Here is a 14870-nt window from a genome sequence, read left to right as displayed (position 1 = left end):
ATTCGTATTAACGTTAGGCAAACATACGCTTTACCTATGAATCATCAGATCCGGAACTGGCCGACCAACTGCCCCAGGCGGTGACCCAGATCCGCCAGGCTGCGGGACGTCTGGGCGCCCAGTTGGGTCTCATCGGCCACGCTGTCCACCGCCACGGCAATCTGATGCACGCTGCGGTTGATCTCTTCGGCCACGGCGGTCTGCTCCTCGGCGGCGCTGGCAATTTGGGCGTTCATCGAATTGATGGTGCCGATCAACTGGGCCATGGTGTCCAAAGACGCCCCGGCTTCGTTGGCCTGGGCCGAGGTGCCGTCGCCGGCATCGCTGGAACGGCGCATGGCCTCCACCGCAGCCTCGGTGCCTTTTTGCAGGCGGTCGATCATGCCCTGGATTTCCTGGGTGCTGGTCTGGGTGCGACTGGCCAGGGCGCGCACTTCGTCGGCGACCACCGCAAATCCACGTCCGGCCTCCCCTGCCCGCGCCGCTTCGATGGCGGCGTTGAGCGCCAGCAGGTTGGTCTGCTCGGCGATGGAGCGGATCACGCTGAGTACACTGACAATGGAAGCCACATCCTGCTGCAGACTGTCGAGGGATACGCCGCTGCTACGGATATCGTTCACCAACGCATGGATCTGCGCGATGCTGCCGTCCACCACGCGTTTGGCAGCCTGGCCTTCGGCGTCAGTCTGCTGGGCCGCGACCGAGGCGCCCTGGGCACTGCGCGCCACTTCGTGCGCGGCCGAGGACATCTGGTTGATCGCAGTGGCGACCTGATCGGTCTCATGGCGCTGGCGTTCCATGGCCTGTTCGGAGCGCTGGGCTTGATCGGAGACCTGGCTGACCAGGCCGGTGAGTTGGCTGGTCATCTCGGTGATCTGGCGCACCAGGCCGTGGATCTTGTCGACAAACCGGTTGAACGCGCCCGCCAGGTCACCCAGTTCGTCCTGGCTGGTGATGGCCAGGCGGCGGGTCAAGTCACCTTCGCCGGCTGCGATGTCGTCGAGGTTGGCTTTCATCAAGTGCAGCGGACGCAGGATGGTATTGGCCAGCAGCATGCCCACGGCCGCGATCACCAACAGCACCACCACGGCCACGCCGAGAATGCTCAGCAGCACGCCCTCCATGCGTTTCTGCACCTTGGCTTCGACCACCGCCACCTGGGCTTCAATGCCGTCCAGGTTCACCGACGTGCCGATGACCATGTCCCATTTCGGCAGGTATTCGGTGTAGCCGAGCTTGGGTACCAGTTCGGTCTGGCCGGGCTGGGTCGAGCTGTATTGCAGGTAGTGGGTGCCGTCCTTGCCGACCTTGACCAGGTCGCGATTGACGTACACGCCATTGGGGTCGCGGTTGTCCTTGAAGCTCTTGCCCACGCCGTCGGGGCTGTTGCCCTTGAACAGGCGGATGGTCTCGGAGTCGTAGCCGAAGAAGTAGCCGTCCTTGCCGTAACTGGTGTTCGACAGGAGCTTGACCACCTGGGCACGCGCGGCGGTGTCACCGGGTGCGGCCGCTTCGTAGAGCGGCTTGATGGTGGTCATGGCCACTTCGACATAACTTTGCAGCGTGGCCTTGGCGTCGTTGAGCAGGCGCTGGCGGGTTTCGTCCACCTCGTTGCGCGCCTGCCCCTGCAGGATCCACACGGTGGTCAGGCTGATGACCACGGCAAACAGCAACACCGGCACTACGGCGAGGGACAGGACTTTGGCCTTGAGGCTCAGACGCATGGCGTTTCTCTCTCTTATTAGTGGCGACTTGAGAGGTTAACGGCCAATGGCCCGAATTCTGTAGGGCTCAACGGGTGCTGTGGTGGGTGAGCGTCGGCCGCTCAGATCGATAACGCCTGGCAGAACATTTATTTGTGAATGGGCAATGCCAAAATAGTGGCACATTCCGGATTCCCCCTCTAAGCCATTAACCGACTCAACTATGGATGGGTCGGTAATATGGAGTCTTATTCTGCTAAGGGTAATAGCAACAGCGAAGGACCGGGTGATGCAGCAATTCCAAGTTTCCACAGCGCAACAGTGGGTACTTCCAGCAAGCAAGGCTTTGCCGTTTGGCGACAGACCATCGAGGTACTGTTTGACGCAACCGCTCTCGATACCCGCGACTTTTCAGCCTCAATTGCGGTTTACCATTTCAACCGTTTTCTGTTTTGCATGGGGAGCCTGGACGGCGCCCGTTACTGGCGTGACAGGGCCCGGCTGGGGTGGTGCGACCTGGATCATTACCTGCTCCATCTTCCTTTGCACAGGGGCCTGGTGTGCGGCAATGGTTTACGGGTGCGCCCGTTGGATGTGGTGGTGCTTGACCTCTCTCAACCTGCCGGGTTTTCCATGGCCACGGGCGAGGGAGTCAGCCTGTTGATCTCGCGTACGGCACTGTCGCCCCTGTTGCATGACACGGGCCAACTGCATGGCCTGGTGCTGCGCCGGGAGAGTGCATCCGGCGCACTGTTGACGCAACTGTTGTCCTCACTGGCGATCGCAGTGCCGAGGCTGTCGATGGACGAGGCCTTCAGGCTCACCCTGCCCATGCTCGGCATGGTCGCCGCCTGCCTGGGCCAGGTAGCGGCCCGTACTGCCGCTGCGCCGCGCTCCGCCCCGGCGCATCTGGGTCGCAGAGTGCGCCTTTACATCGAACAGAACCTGCAGCGTGAAAACCTTACACCCGGTGCACTGGCCAAAGAGCTGGGCGTTTCGCGCAGTCAGCTATATCGAGAGTTCGAGCCATTTGGCGGCGTGCGTCACTACCTCCTGCAACGTCGCCTGCGCCGCTGCCTGTTCGCGCTCTGCGACCCAGGTAATGCCACACGGCGCATATCGGAGCTTGCCTACGATCACGGCTTTGCCGATGAAGCGCATTTCAGCCGCCTCTTTCGCAAAGCGTTCGGCCTATCGCCACGGGCAGCCAAAGCCGCCATGCAGCGTGGTGATCTGCCGGGATTTTCGTCCAGGGTGTCGCCCGCAGGCGATACGCCCGGGCTGGCGGATTGGGTCCGGGAATTGACCTGCAACTGACCCGCCTGCGGCCGTTTGACCGAACGGCCGCTGTTTGGGACGCGCATCCAAGTTTTTGGGACGCACGCCCACAGACATCACCCAGCGCCGGGGCCTAACCTCGACTCACCAACCACCCCATCAGGAAGTGGCGTTGCCAGGCACAGCATCCTGCAATGGCACTGAACTATGACAAGGAGCGTCTAGCGTGGCGAACCAATCTCTGCACCTACTCATCCAGAGCATCGCTGGCGCCGTCGCCGAAGCGCAGGACAAGATCCAACGCTTCCAAGTGTCCACGGTGCGTCAGTATTTCGATGAAGACAACCGGCCGGTCAGTATCGAGGTTCGGTTGCCATCCACTTCTCCTGGGGCTGCGGAAGGTGAGGAACGCGTGGTTTCCGTGCCACTGCTGTCCCTCGTAGGCTCGCGACTGCTTGCCGTGAAGGACATGGAAATCTCCTTCGAGGTTGGTCTCAATGCCGATGACGGTAGCGCAATACTCCCTGCGCAAAACGCAACGGCCGACGCAGACGATGCCGATTCCCCATGGCCGACTGAATCCCACAAGCCTTTGAGCGTCGATCTCGGCGCTCGCCGTAATGGGGAAGGCGGGCCACTCGCGCGCGTCACCCTCAGAGTCGAAACCCAACCCTCGTCCGAGGGGATGGCTCGGCTGGTTCAAAACCTCGATAAATTGATCTGAGTACAAATGGAGATGACTTATGCCTAACTTCTCGATGGGTGACCAATTCCGCGGCCTTCCCATGGGTGACCTGATCGGCGGTCCCCTGACCGCCGCTTGCGATGCCCAGGTACGCCTGGCCAATGCCACCGCTGACTTCATCAAAGTGATCGGTTTTCTGCCGCCCACCACTGATGACGATCCCAACGCGGTCGGCGGCGTGCGAACGGTGATGTTCCGTTTCGATCGACCTTCACAAGCCAACCCGGGCACGGCTGGGGTAAACCCGATGGAAACGGTGGAGTTGGAAGTACCGCTTCTGGCCGTGGTGAAGGTGCCGAACTTGTCCATTAACAAGGTCGACATCAGCTTCGACATGGAAGTGAAAAACTCCGAGCAATCCCGCGAATCCAGCGACTCCCAGGCGGCGTTGGCGGCCGAGGCGAAGGTTGGCTGGGGACCGTTCAGCGCCAAGGTGAACATCTCGGGTTCGGTGTCTTCTCACAAGGAGAACACGCGATCAAGCGACCAGTCGGCCAAGTATCACGTTGAGGTGCACGCCGCTGACGACGGCATGCCCGAAGGCCTGGCAAGGGTGCTCGACATGATCGCCCAGTCCGTCGCACCCAAGGCGATTACCCAGGCGGCGGCGTAAGCCGGCATCGCTAGAGCTTGACAGCCAGCGGCATTAGGGATGAACCCGGCGCTGGTCGTCAGTCTTTTCCGGAAAGGAGACCCAGGATGTTCGACCTGACGGACGTGGGATACGTGAAGCGCATCGTGGTCGGCAGTACCGATCCGGAAAAGCTGACTCCCGAAGCGGTAGTGCAGGCGCAAGCCACGCTGCTCAATCGCTGCCTGACCGACACCCCAAAGGGGCGGATCGTCGGCATCGAGAAAAATTTCACCTTAATCAACATTGGTGAGCACCAGGTGGTGTTGCAAGCACTGATCTATCACCTGGGCTTTTCCCGCAAGCCGTATTGGCTGCCTGATGACGAAGGGCAGTCGTAATGACCCGCCTGGAGGAGTTCATCCGGGCATTGGGCGGCGAGATGCATCAAGCGCAGGTGGCGGCCAGCCGCTTGTGGCCGGGAACTTACGTGGCCGGCATGGAGGTCGTCGTAGCCGCCACGGTGGAGCGGGCTGCATCCGGGGCGCTGGCGCTGCGGATCGGGCGCGCACCACGGGGCAAAACGATCGCTCATGAGCTGTGTATCGAGGTCCCTGGCAATGGCGCCGAGGCCATTACCGTTCGCCTCGACGGCACTCTGCTTGGGCATTACCGGGGGCATGGAGATGGCAAAGCGTGCTGACCGTTCGATGTTGTTGAACCTGACGGAACAGGAGACAAAGACCTTGAGAGACATCATCAAAGCAAAAGTGGAAAGGCCCAAGCGTATGTCGCTGCCCAAACGGGTGCTGTGCGGGTCGGGCGTCGCGCTCCTGTTTGCCCTGGCGGCACTCGGGATGATCAAGCCCGACCTCGCGATGGCCATTGTCAAGCTGGCGGGGCCTGTGCTCGCGCTGCTGCTCTAGACACATCACTTAACAAGGAGAGTCAATATGAGACGTACCGCCTCTATATTCGGCAGCGTGATGTTGCTGGCAGTCATCCTGCCAGCAAATGCCGATGAAAAGTTCACAGGCACTGTCAGCGACGGCAACAACGATATTCCAGTCGCCCTGACCATCGCCACGACCCACCAACCAGGTAGTGCTGCCGGACAGATCCGCTTTGAGGACCAGTGGAAATGTGGCTTTGCGCTGCAGTTCTCCAAAACCCGCGACAAAGTCGATATCTACTCCTTGCAGGGGGCCGGGTCGGGTCGCTGCGTTGCGCTGGCGTCCGGTTATTTGCACAGAGGACCCGGTGCAGGCGGCAGCACTGTCATTCAAGTGTTTGATCGTCTCCACCAGGCTCCGGTCTACACCGTCGACCTTGTCCCTACCGGCAAATGACGACCACCACCGCTTCCTGAACTCCACTTTCAGTCAGATCCAGCAAGGCAGGTTTTTCGTCGCCTGACGGGGAACGTGTGCCTGCGGCAAGGAGCAAGCCATGTGCATCAGCAATACGGTCGGCGACGGCGGCAAGAATATTCCGGCAGATGTCCGCAGCCTTCAGTTTCTACTCAACCTCAATAGTGGCCAACACGGCCTGACCTGCAAACTCGCCATCGATGGTGCGTGGGGCAGCGGCTCGCGCGCGGCCTTGAAGGTTTTTCAGCAAGGCGCAGGGGTTACAACACCGGGAGCGCTGGTGGCGCCGGGAGACCCGACAATCGCAGCACTGCGCAAAGGGCTGCCAGCAGGCCTGACGGTAGAAAAGCTGCGCATCATCATGGCCACCGCCAGCGCCTCGCGCGTCGCTGAGTTCTACCAGCCGATTGTCGACGTGCTCGCACGCTACGACATTAATACACCCCTGCGTATCGCTCATTTCCTTGCGCAGATCGCCCATGAAAGTGGGTGCCTGGTCTACACCGAAGAACTGGCTTCGGGCGCCGATTACGAAAATCGCGCCAACCTGGGCAATACGCAAGCAGGCGACGGAACGCGGTTCAAGGGCCGGGGGCTGATCCAGCTCACGGGCCGCGCCAACTATCACCAGTACGGCCTGGCCTGCCACCGGGATTTCGAGAAGGGGGATGCCCCTTCACTGGTCAGCACGGACCGCGGCCTCGCGGTCGACGTTGCAGGCTGGTTCTGGTTCACCAGGGGCCTCAATACCCTGGCCGATGCCGACAACGTGAAAACCATCACGCAGAAAATCAACGGCGGTTTCAACGGCCTTGCCGAGCGTATCGCCTACCTCGAACGAGCCAAATGGCTGCTGATGAGTTGACCCTGCTTTAAGGCTTTCCTGTGCTGCGAGGCCCGGGAGTCAGGCGCAATCGCGCCTCCCCTTTCAAAAGGGGAATCGATGTAAACGCAACCTACCTCACTGTTCGCAACCTCATGCAAGGAGCAAGACCATGAGCACAACCCTGCTTTGCTGGTGCCGTGATGACAGCCAACTGACCGCTGCCGCGCGTAATTTCCGAGCCGACTTTCGCTACAGCGGCTGCCGCCGCGCCGCCCTGCCGCAGACACTCGGGCGTCTGGGCAATGGCGACGTTCTGGTCATCACGGCACACGGCGCCCCGCAAGCCTTCGGTGAAGAAGGCGTCAGCTTCACCGACTTCACCCCTCGCCAATTTGCCGATGCGTTGCTGGCCAATCCGCCGGGGGGATGGAGCGGCAGCCTGTACTTCGACATCTGCAACGGTTACGCCTTTGCCCAGAACGTGCGCCCGCTGATTCGCGCCGGGCTTCCGAACCTGCGCCTGTTCGGCTGCGAAGGTGATACCGATATGGCCGTCGACCTGACCCGTCACCGGGAAGTCACGCCGTAAGGCGACCTGCTCCAGGAACTGTCGAGCGTTAGCCAGGCAGCGATCGCAATGGCCCAGCCAACATCATGTTGGCTGGACTGACGCCCTCGCTGCCTCGCTAAAGCTCGGCAGTTTTTGGTCGTGCACAGCCCTTGATGTGATCGACTGCCCGGCTCCCGACGAGACGGTTAAAGGGTCATCGCCGCCAACCAACCAAACGCCAGCAGCGGCAGATTGTAGTGCAGGAACGTCGGCACCACCGTGTCCCAGATATGGTGATGCTGACCGTCGACATTCAGGCCGGAGGTCGGGCCGAGGGTGGAATCCGAAGCGGGCGAACCGGCATCGCCCAGGGCACCGGCCGTGCCGACGATGCACACGATGGCCACCGGGCTGAAGCCCAGTTGCACGCACAGCGGCACAAAGATCGCGGCCAGGATCGGCACCGTGGAAAACGAAGAGCCGATGCCCATGGTCACCAGCAGGCCCACCAGCAACATCAACAAGGCGCCGACGCCACGGTTATGCCCGATGAACGCCGCCGAGGTTTCCACCAGCGAGCGCACATCACCCGTGGCCTTGAGCACTTCGGCGAAACCCGAGGAGGCGATCATGATGAAGCCGATCATGGCCATCATCTTCATGCCTTCGGTGAACAAGTCGTCGGTATCGCGCCAGCGCACGATGCCCGACACCGAGAAAATCAGGAACCCGGCCAGGGCGCCGATGATCATCGAGTCCAGCCACAGCTGGATGATGAACGCCGAGGCAATCGCCAGGCCGGCCACCAGCAGGGTCAGCGGGTTGTAGTGCACCGCCACTTGCTCGACGCGCTCGATTTTCTCCAGGTCGTATACGCGCTTCTTGCGGTAGCTGATAAACACCGCCACCAGCAGGCCCACCAACATGCCCAGCGCAGGCAAACTCATGGCGTGGGTAACGTTGACCTGGCTGATGTCCACCCCGCTCTTGGCCACGTTGGCCAGCAGGATCTGGTTGAGGAAGATATTGCCGAAGCCCACCGGCAAGAACATGTAGGGCGTGATCAGACCGAAGGTCATCACGCAGGCGATCAGGCGGCGATCCAGTTGCAGCTTGGTCAGCACGTACAGCAGCGGCGGCACCAGCAACGGAATGAACGCGATGTGGATCGGCAGGATGTTCTGCGAGGCAATCGCCACCACCCACAACAGGCCGATCAGCAGCCATTTGACATGGCTACCGCCGTTGGCTTCCTGGCGGTCCACCAGCAGCAGCGCCTTGTCGGCCAGGGCGTGGGCCAGGCCGGATTTGGCAATCGCCACGGCGAAAGCGCCAAGCAAAGCGTAGGACAATGCCACGGTCGCACCACCGCCCAAACCGCCGTTGAAGGCCTTGAGCGTGGCGTCGATGCCCAGGCCACCGGTCAAGCCACCCACCAGGGCGCCGACAATGATGGCGATGACCACATGCACGCGGGACAAACTGAGCACCAGCATGGTGCCGACCGCGGCAATGACTGCGTTAATCATGGTTACCTCAAGCAGAAAAACTTAAAAAACAGGCATGCCCGCGCCCAGGCGGCCATAGGGTGGCAGCCAGCGTGCAGGCTTGAAGGAGGTCTTATTAGAGGGCGCGCACTTTGCAGCAGGCGGCGCCGCATGTCAAAAAACGGCGCCGCTTTCAGGTTTAAATTGAACGTTTAAATGATAAAGATTCAAAAAAAACGGCCGATAACCTGACTCTCTGTGTTTTCAGGTTTAAGGATGCTCCTCGATGTCCCTCAGACAGCTCTCCATTCAATGGAAAATCACCCTGCTCGCTGGCCTCTGCCTGCTGGGAATCGTGACCCTGCTGGTGGGTCTGTCGTTGTATCGCATGGAGCAGAGTTCGCAGCAGGTCAAGGCATCCAGCATGCAGATGCTGGATGAGGCCGCCCAGGCGCGCATCGAGGCCCAAGGCGAAGTGCAGGCATTGGGCATTCGTCGCCAATTCATGGACGCCTATCAGTACGGCCATGGTTTTTCCCGCCAGGTGCTGTTTTTGCGTGAGCAGGCCGAGAAGCGCTTTCTCGATGCCTTCGACACCCGCGAAGACCTGACTCGCCAGGTCAAGGCCGCCCTGCAGGCCAACCCGGATTTGCTCGGCCTGTCCCTGGTGTTCGAAGCCAACGCCCTGGACGGCAAGGATGAGCTGTTCGCCGGCCAGGCCGAACTGGGCAGTAACGACAAAGGCCGCTTCGCCCTGTACTGGTCGCAGCCGACACCCGGCAAGCTTGAGTCGATGGCACTGCCGGAAAGCGACATGTCCGACACCAGCGTCGGCCCCAGCGGTGAAAAGGCCAACGCCTGGTTCACCTGCCCACGCACCACGCTCAAGCCGTGCGTGATTGAACCGTATTTCTACAGAATCAACGGGCAAAACGTGCTGATGACCAGCATCGTCTTCCCGTTGGTGGTCAACGGCAAAGTCATCGCCTCGCTGTCGGTGGACATCAACCTCAACAGCCTGCAGGCCGTGAGCCAACAGGCCAGCCACAAGCTGTACGACGGCCAGACCCAGGTCAGCATCCTCAGCCCCACCGGGTTGCTCGCCGGCTACAGCCCGGACGCGAGTAAACTCAGCCAACGCTTGGACCAGGTCGATACCGCCAACGGTGCGCAATTGATCGGCGCCCTGGCCAGCAGCACACAAATCCGTAGCCTGCGGACTGACCACCAACTGAAAGTACTGGCACCGTTCGCGCCAATCCCGGACGGCAAGTCCTGGGGCGTGTTGCTCGATGTGCCGGAGAAAGTCCTGGTCGGCCCGGCTGAAGCGCTGAAAGCACAGATGGATGCCGATAACACCCGTGGCACCTTGCTGGAGCTGGGCCTGGGCCTGCTGGCTGCTGTGGTCGGCTTGATCCTGGTGTGGTTGATGGCACGCAGCGTGACCCGCCCGATCCTCGGCGTGGCCCGCATGCTGGAAGACATCGCCAGCGGTGAAGGCGACCTCACCCGCCGCCTGGCCTACGACAAACAGGATGAGCTGGGCCAGTTGGCCGGCTGGTTCAATCGCTTTCTCGACAAGCTGCAACCGATCATTGCCGAGGTAAAGCGCTCGGTGCAGGACGCCCGTGGCACTGCAGATCAATCCGCTGCGATTGCCACTGAAACCAGCGCCGGCATGGAACAGCAATACCGCCAGGTCGACCAGGTGGCCACCGCGTCCCATGAGATGAGTGCCACGGCCCAGGACGTGGCGCGCAGCGCTGCCCAGGCGGCACAAGCCGCACGCGACGCCGACCAGGCCACCCGTGAGGGCTTGAAGGTGATCGACCACACCACACGCAATATTGGGGAGTTGGCGGCGGACATGAGCACGGCCATGACCCAGGTCGAAGGCCTGGCCGCCAACAGCGAAAAAATCGGTTCGGTGCTCGAAGTGATTCGCGGCATTGCCGAGCAGACCAACCTGCTCGCCCTCAACGCCGCCATCGAAGCCGCCCGCGCCGGTGAGGCCGGCCGTGGCTTTGCGGTGGTGGCCGACGAAGTGCGCAACCTGGCGCAGCGCACCCAGGAATCGGTGGAAGAAACCCGCGTGGTCATCGAGCACCTGCAAAGCGGCACCGAAGAGGTGGTCGGCGCCATGGGCAACAGCTATCGCCAGGCCCAGGGCAGTGTCGAGCAGGTTGGGCAAGCCGTGACGGCCTTGCGCCAGATTGGCGACGCGGTGACGGTGATCAGCGACATGAACCTGCAAATCGCCAGCGCCGCCGAAGAACAAAGCGCCGTGGCCGAGGAGATCAACAGCAATGTGGCGACCATTCGCGATGTGACCGAGTCGCTGTCGGAACAGGCGAATGAATCGGCACGGGTGAGCCAGGCGTTGAACAGCCTGGCGAACCAGCAGCAGGGCTTGATGGATCAGTTCAGGGTGTGATCAGACCCTTGTCGGAGCGACAGGCTTACCCCTGACGCTTCGGCAATTCGATCAACACTTTCAGCCCGCCCAACTCGCTTTCCTGCAACTGCAACACCCCGCCCCACACCTCGACGATGTCCCGCACGATCCCCAACCCCAGGCCATGACCATCGATCTGTTCATCCAGGCGCGTGCCCCGGCTGAACACCTGGTCACGTTGGGTTTCAGGAATGCCGGGGCCATCATCTTCCACCGCCAACAAGTAGCTGTGCTCGGCCTCGGTGACGCTCAAGCGCACCTCGGCATCCGCCCATTTGCAGGCGTTATCCAGGAGATTGCCGAGCAGCTCCAACAGGTCTTCACGGTCCCAGGGCAGTTGCAGGCTGGGCGCAGCGTGGTAGGTCAGGTCCAGGTGTTCGCCGTGGATCATGTTGAGGGTGGCAAGCAGGCCGGGCAGTTCTTTTTCGCAATCAAACAGCGTACCCGGCAGGGTTTCCCCGGCCAGGCGCGCGCGGTTGAGCTCACGGTTGAGGCGTTGTTGCACCTGCTCCAACTGATCGCGCAACAGCTTGCTCAGTTCGGGACGATCCTTCAGCGCCTCGCTCGACGCGGCGCTCAACAGTACCGCCAGCGGAGTCTTGAGGGCATGGCCGAGGTTGCCCAGAGCATTGCGCGAACGCTTGAGGCTGTCTTCGGTGTGAGCCAGCAGGTGGTTGATCTGCGCCACCAGCGGCTCCAGTTCCAGCGGCACCTGGGTGTCGAGCTGTGAACGCTGGCCCTGTTGCAGTTGGGCGATCTGGTTGCGCGCGGTTTCCAGCGGACGCAAGGCCCGGCGCACGGTGACCCGTTGCAGGATCAGCACCAGCAGCAGCGCCGCCAGCCCCAGCACCAGACCGATCTGGCGCATCAGGCGGAAGCTTTCCCGCACGGGCGTGTAGTCCTGGGCCACGCTGATGGAAATCGGTTGGCCAAAGCGTTTGTAGTCCGAACGCAGCACCAGCAGTTGCTGGCCTTCCGGCCCCAGTTGCAGATTGCCCTTGATTCCGGCTTCGGGCAGGCGCGGCAGTTCCTGATCCCACAGCGAGCGCGAGCGCCAGTGGGTATCGGCAAAGTCGATGCGGAAGTAGTGCCCGGAAAACGGACGCTGATAGGCTGGCGACAGGCGTTGCTCATCCAACTGCACGCCGTTGGGTCCGCGCACCAGCGCCACCAACAGGTTTTCGGCGTCGTTGCGCAAGCCGGCTTCCAGGTAACGCTGCAAACCGGCCTCAAACAACCACAAGCTGGTTTGTGCCAGCACCATGCCGACGATCACCATCACACTGATCAGCCCCAGGCTCAGGCGTCGCTGGATGGACTTCATGCAGGGCTGGCGCCAAACCGGTAACCCTGGCCGCGCCGGGTTTCGATCACGCTGCGGCCCAATTTGCGGCGCAGGTGGTTGACGTGGACTTCCAGCACATTGGAGTCGCGCTCGGTCTCGCCGTCGTACAAATGTTCGGCCAAGTGGCTTTTGGACAGGATCTGTTCGGGGTGCAGCATGAAGTAGCGCAACAGGCGAAATTCGGCGGCGGTCAGTTGGATTTCCGCGCCATCGCGCAGCACGCACTGACGGCCTTCGTCCAGGTGCAGGCCAGCCGCTTGCAAGGTGGGTTGGTTGGCCTGGCCATGGGAGCGGCGCAACAGCGCCTGAATGCGCAGGTGCAGTTCCTCGGGGTGAAAGGGTTTGCTCAGGTAATCATCGGCGCCCGCCTTGAGCCCTTCGATGCGCTCGGCCCAGGAGTCACGGGCGGTAAGCACCAGGACCGGGGTGGCCAGCGCAGCAGCGCGCCATTGCGCGAGCACCTCAAGTCCAGGCAGGCCCGGCAAACCGAGGTCGAGGATGATCAGGTCATAGGGTTCGCTGCGCCCCTGGTAAGCGGCGTCGCGACCATCGGCGAGCCAGTCGACGGCATAGCCCTGGCGTTGCAGCCCGGCCAGCAGCTCATCGGCCAGGGGGACGTTATCTTCCACCAAGAGCAGGCGCATCAATCTTCCTCGTCTTTGATCAGCACACCGGTGCTGGCGTCCAGCTTGATCTCGCGCACCACGCCTTCGGTGGTCACCAGTTCCACTTCATAGGCATATTGGCCGTGTTTCTTTTCCAGCTCAGCCTCCAGCAGGCGTGAGCCGGGGTAGCGCGCCATGGCCTGCTGCAACAGTTGCTCCAGCGGCAGGATCACCCCCTGTTGACGCAGCGCCAAGGCCTCATCCTGATTGAGGTCGCGGGCCGCCAGGCTGGAGCAGAATGCCATGAGCACCAGCGCCACTCGACTGCCGGCGCGTAAATTTACCTTCATTACGTATCCTGATGATTCTTGAGAACCCGCCCGGTGAGCGCGTCCAATTCAACATCCCATTCGATGCCGTGGGCATCCTCCAATTCGACCTCGTAGACGTACTTGCCGTAGGACTCGTCCAGGTCGGTGTCCAGCAGTGTCGAACCGGGGTGCAGGGCCAGGGCCGTGGCTTCCAGTTGATCGAAGGCGACAATAGTAACAGTGGCCGGCACTTTCAGTGGCTTGTCGGGGTCCACGGCTTGGGCCTGGGTCGCCGTGAGGGCGATGATACCGGCAGCTAACAGCGCGGTGAGGCGCTTCATGATAAGTCTCCGTTACAGGATGTTTTCCTACGCCGGTCACCGTACGCGCTGCAACTTAACTGAAACTGAATTGCCACCATGGCAATTCCCTGCAAGGCCTTTTCACACATTCCGCGAGATTTTCTATAATGCCCCGCTCGCTCGAACAGAGACCGGTATGACAGCCATCCACATCAAGTTTCCCGCGCTGACGCTCAAGGCCGGCAAACGCGCCTTTGCCCGCATTCGCGAGCAAGGCCTCACGCCGGCCGACGTCGGCATCCTGCCCGGCGCAGCCGGCGGCCCCAAGGCACTGGGTATCCAGGGATTGGACCTGGCGCTGTTCGGCGACTGGTTACCCCGCGCGCCACGGGAGCGGGCTCTGGTCGGTGCGTCCATCGGCTCCTGGCGGTTTGCCAGCGCGTGCCTGCCCGACCCGGTGCAAGGCCTGCTGGACCTCGGGCGCCTGTACAACGAGCAACGCTTTGCCAAAGGCGTGACCATGGCCGAGGTCAGCCAGAGCTGCCAGCGCATGCTCGACGACTTGCTGGCCGGTCGCGATGCACGGGTGCTGGACAACCCGAACTATCGCCTCAACATCATGGTGGTCAAGAGCCACGGCCTGCTTGCCGATGACCACCGTGGAAGGCTCGGGCTGGGCTTGTCGTCTGTGATCGCCGACAACCTGCGCGGCCGCGCGCGACTGTCTCGACACTTTGAACGGCTGATCATCCACGACCCCCGCCAGGCGCCACCGGTGCATCCCCTGAAGGATTTCCCGTCGCGCTTCCTGGCCCTGGAATTGGGCAACCTGCGCCAGGCCCTGCTGGCCTCGGGCTCGATCCCCATGGTGATGCAAGGCGTGCGCGACCTGCCGGGTGCAGGCGCCGGCACCTACCGCGACGGCGGCCTGCTGGACTATCACCTTGATCTGCCCTACCACGGCGACGATATCGTGCTGTACCCGCACTTCACCGATCGGGTCATCCCCGGCTGGTTCGACAAGGGCCTGCCATGGCGACGCAGCAACCCGCAGGGTTTGCAGGATGTGTTGCTGCTGGCGCCGTCCAAGGACTACCTCGCCCGCCTGCCCCACGGCAAACTGCCGGATCGCAGCGACTTCAAGCGTTTCATGGGCGACGACCCAAGCCGTAACAAGTACTGGCAGACCGCGATGAGCGAGAGCCGACGGTTAGGCGATGAGTTTTTGGAATTGGCGGATAACGACCAATTGGGCGAGAGACTACTGGCCCTGTAGACGCTGACTTACCGCTAACCACGATGCGAAGCGAGCCGCTCTTGAT

At 61.9% G+C, this 14870-nt stretch carries 17 protein-coding genes and 2 pseudogenes; 12 read left to right on the top strand and 7 right to left on the bottom strand.

From position 1 onward, the window contains the following. Positions 1-44 precede the first annotated feature (44 nt). Together CI807_RS32150 and CI807_RS32145 are read right to left on the bottom strand one after the other, a co-directional pair. Complete coding sequence (locus tag CI807_RS32150; RefSeq protein ID WP_371858009.1) at positions 45-800, bottom strand: methyl-accepting chemotaxis protein; 756 nt, start codon at positions 798-800, stop codon at positions 45-47. Positions 801-902: 102 nt separating this feature from the next. After that, positions 903-1724, bottom strand: a pseudogene (locus tag CI807_RS32145) (cache domain-containing protein); the annotation flags it as partial. Between the two features lie 300 nt (positions 1725-2024). Here CI807_RS32145 and CI807_RS17195 point away from each other — a divergent pair. From CI807_RS17195 to CI807_RS17155, 9 genes are all read left to right on the top strand, one after another. Then, positions 2025-3020: a helix-turn-helix domain-containing protein gene (locus CI807_RS17195; RefSeq protein ID WP_256578519.1), complete on the top strand. Its 996-nt coding sequence runs from the start codon at positions 2025-2027 to the stop codon at positions 3018-3020. Positions 3021-3207: 187 nt separating this feature from the next. Beyond that, positions 3208-3705 carry a DUF2589 domain-containing protein gene (locus CI807_RS17190; RefSeq protein ID WP_095015471.1) on the top strand — a complete coding sequence of 166 codons (498 nt, stop codon included), beginning with the start codon at positions 3208-3210 and terminating at the stop codon, positions 3703-3705. Positions 3706-3724: 19 nt separating this feature from the next. Next, positions 3725-4339, top strand: a complete 615-nt coding sequence (locus tag CI807_RS17185) for a DUF2589 domain-containing protein (protein WP_095015470.1) — start codon at positions 3725-3727, stop codon at positions 4337-4339. An 86-nt stretch (positions 4340-4425) separates the two neighbouring features. Beyond that, the gene (locus CI807_RS17180; protein WP_095015469.1) at positions 4426-4698 is read left to right on the top strand and encodes a hypothetical protein; all 273 of its coding nucleotides are present in this window, start codon (positions 4426-4428) and stop codon (positions 4696-4698) included. Further along, on the top strand, positions 4698-5000 hold the full coding sequence (locus CI807_RS17175) for a hypothetical protein (RefSeq protein ID WP_095015468.1): 303 nt from the start codon (positions 4698-4700) through the stop codon (positions 4998-5000). Before CI807_RS17180 ends, CI807_RS17175 begins: the two co-directional genes overlap by 1 nt. Then, the gene (locus tag CI807_RS17170; RefSeq protein WP_095015467.1) at positions 4984-5223 is read left to right on the top strand and encodes a hypothetical protein; all 240 of its coding nucleotides are present in this window, start codon (positions 4984-4986) and stop codon (positions 5221-5223) included. The genes CI807_RS17175 and CI807_RS17170 overlap by 17 nt, the downstream gene beginning before the upstream one ends. 27 nt (positions 5224-5250) lie before the next feature. Beyond that, positions 5251-5646 carry a hypothetical protein gene (locus CI807_RS17165; RefSeq protein ID WP_095015466.1) on the top strand — a complete coding sequence of 132 codons (396 nt, stop codon included), beginning with the start codon at positions 5251-5253 and terminating at the stop codon, positions 5644-5646. Between the two features lie 100 nt (positions 5647-5746). Then, on the top strand, positions 5747-6532 hold the full coding sequence (locus CI807_RS17160; RefSeq protein ID WP_095015465.1) for a glycoside hydrolase family 19 protein: 786 nt from the start codon (positions 5747-5749) through the stop codon (positions 6530-6532). Between the two features lie 130 nt (positions 6533-6662). Further along, on the top strand, positions 6663-7082 hold the full coding sequence (locus CI807_RS17155; RefSeq protein ID WP_095015464.1) for a hypothetical protein: 420 nt from the start codon (positions 6663-6665) through the stop codon (positions 7080-7082). A gap of 167 nt (positions 7083-7249) precedes the next feature. On the opposite strand, the gene CI807_RS17150 is transcribed toward CI807_RS17155, so the two are convergent. Next, the gene (locus CI807_RS17150) at positions 7250-8569 is read right to left on the bottom strand and encodes a Na+/H+ antiporter family protein (RefSeq protein ID WP_177409632.1); all 1320 of its coding nucleotides are present in this window, start codon (positions 8567-8569) and stop codon (positions 7250-7252) included. A gap of 247 nt (positions 8570-8816) precedes the next feature. Here CI807_RS17150 and CI807_RS32140 point away from each other — a divergent pair. Continuing rightward, a pseudogene (locus tag CI807_RS32140) lies at positions 8817-10106 on the top strand (HAMP domain-containing protein); the annotation flags it as partial. Positions 10107-10208: 102 nt separating this feature from the next. Beyond that, the gene (locus tag CI807_RS32135) at positions 10209-10964 is read left to right on the top strand and encodes a methyl-accepting chemotaxis protein (protein WP_371858008.1); all 756 of its coding nucleotides are present in this window, start codon (positions 10209-10211) and stop codon (positions 10962-10964) included. Between the two features lie 25 nt (positions 10965-10989). Here the strand turns inward: CI807_RS32135 and CI807_RS17140 are convergent, their stop codons facing one another. From CI807_RS17140 to CI807_RS17125, 4 genes are read right to left on the bottom strand one after another with little or no spacing between them, the layout of a single operon-like run. Then, positions 10990-12309: a sensor histidine kinase gene (locus CI807_RS17140; RefSeq protein ID WP_095015461.1), complete on the bottom strand. Its 1320-nt coding sequence runs from the start codon at positions 12307-12309 to the stop codon at positions 10990-10992. Beyond that, positions 12306-12974, bottom strand: a complete 669-nt coding sequence (locus tag CI807_RS17135; protein WP_016980045.1) for a response regulator transcription factor — start codon at positions 12972-12974, stop codon at positions 12306-12308. The genes CI807_RS17140 and CI807_RS17135 overlap by 4 nt, the downstream gene beginning before the upstream one ends. Then, positions 12974-13285, bottom strand: coding sequence for a PepSY domain-containing protein (locus tag CI807_RS17130; protein WP_016980044.1), 312 nt, complete (start codon positions 13283-13285; stop codon positions 12974-12976). Before CI807_RS17130 ends, CI807_RS17135 begins: the two co-directional genes overlap by 1 nt. Beyond that, entirely contained in the window at positions 13285-13587 is a 303-nt protein-coding gene (locus CI807_RS17125; protein WP_095015460.1) for a PepSY domain-containing protein, read from the bottom strand. Before CI807_RS17125 ends, CI807_RS17130 begins: the two co-directional genes overlap by 1 nt. A gap of 157 nt (positions 13588-13744) precedes the next feature. On the opposite strand from CI807_RS17125, the gene CI807_RS17120 reads away from it, so the two are divergent. Next, positions 13745-14824: a hypothetical protein gene (locus CI807_RS17120; RefSeq protein ID WP_095015459.1), complete on the top strand. Its 1080-nt coding sequence runs from the start codon at positions 13745-13747 to the stop codon at positions 14822-14824. The last annotated feature ends 46 nt before the right edge of the window (positions 14825-14870 follow it).

The organism is Pseudomonas sp. NS1(2017) (assembly GCF_002269425.1).
In the GTDB taxonomy this organism is placed as follows: domain Bacteria; phylum Pseudomonadota; class Gammaproteobacteria; order Pseudomonadales; family Pseudomonadaceae; genus Aquipseudomonas; species Aquipseudomonas reactans.
This window is presented reverse-complemented; position numbering and strand designations above follow the sequence as displayed.

Excerpts from the sequence above, each read along its gene's own strand:
- CI807_RS17130 (WP_016980044.1), bottom strand. The coding sequence starts at position 13,285 with ATGAAGGTAAATTTACGCGCCGGCAGTCGAGTGGCGCTGGTGCTCATG.
- CI807_RS17165 (WP_095015466.1), top strand. The coding sequence starts at position 5,251 with ATGAGACGTACCGCCTCTATATTCGGCAGCGTGATGTTGCTGGCAGTC.
- CI807_RS17185 (WP_095015470.1), top strand. The coding sequence starts at position 3,725 with ATGCCTAACTTCTCGATGGGTGACCAATTCCGCGGCCTTCCCATGGGT.
- CI807_RS17175 (WP_095015468.1), top strand. The coding sequence starts at position 4,698 with ATGACCCGCCTGGAGGAGTTCATCCGGGCATTGGGCGGCGAGATGCAT.
- CI807_RS17180 (WP_095015469.1), top strand. The coding sequence starts at position 4,426 with ATGTTCGACCTGACGGACGTGGGATACGTGAAGCGCATCGTGGTCGGC.
- CI807_RS17120 (WP_095015459.1), top strand. The coding sequence starts at position 13,745 with ATGACAGCCATCCACATCAAGTTTCCCGCGCTGACGCTCAAGGCCGGC.
- CI807_RS32135 (WP_371858008.1), top strand. The coding sequence starts at position 10,209 with ATGGAACAGCAATACCGCCAGGTCGACCAGGTGGCCACCGCGTCCCAT.
- CI807_RS17160 (WP_095015465.1), top strand. The coding sequence starts at position 5,747 with ATGTGCATCAGCAATACGGTCGGCGACGGCGGCAAGAATATTCCGGCA.
- CI807_RS17125 (WP_095015460.1), bottom strand. The coding sequence starts at position 13,587 with ATGAAGCGCCTCACCGCGCTGTTAGCTGCCGGTATCATCGCCCTCACG.
- CI807_RS32150 (WP_371858009.1), bottom strand. The coding sequence starts at position 800 with ATGGAACGCCAGCGCCATGAGACCGATCAGGTCGCCACTGCGATCAAC.
- CI807_RS17135 (WP_016980045.1), bottom strand. The coding sequence starts at position 12,974 with ATGCGCCTGCTCTTGGTGGAAGATAACGTCCCCCTGGCCGATGAGCTG.
- CI807_RS17140 (WP_095015461.1), bottom strand. The coding sequence starts at position 12,309 with ATGAAGTCCATCCAGCGACGCCTGAGCCTGGGGCTGATCAGTGTGATG.
- CI807_RS17170 (WP_095015467.1), top strand. The coding sequence starts at position 4,984 with ATGGCAAAGCGTGCTGACCGTTCGATGTTGTTGAACCTGACGGAACAG.
- CI807_RS17155 (WP_095015464.1), top strand. The coding sequence starts at position 6,663 with ATGAGCACAACCCTGCTTTGCTGGTGCCGTGATGACAGCCAACTGACC.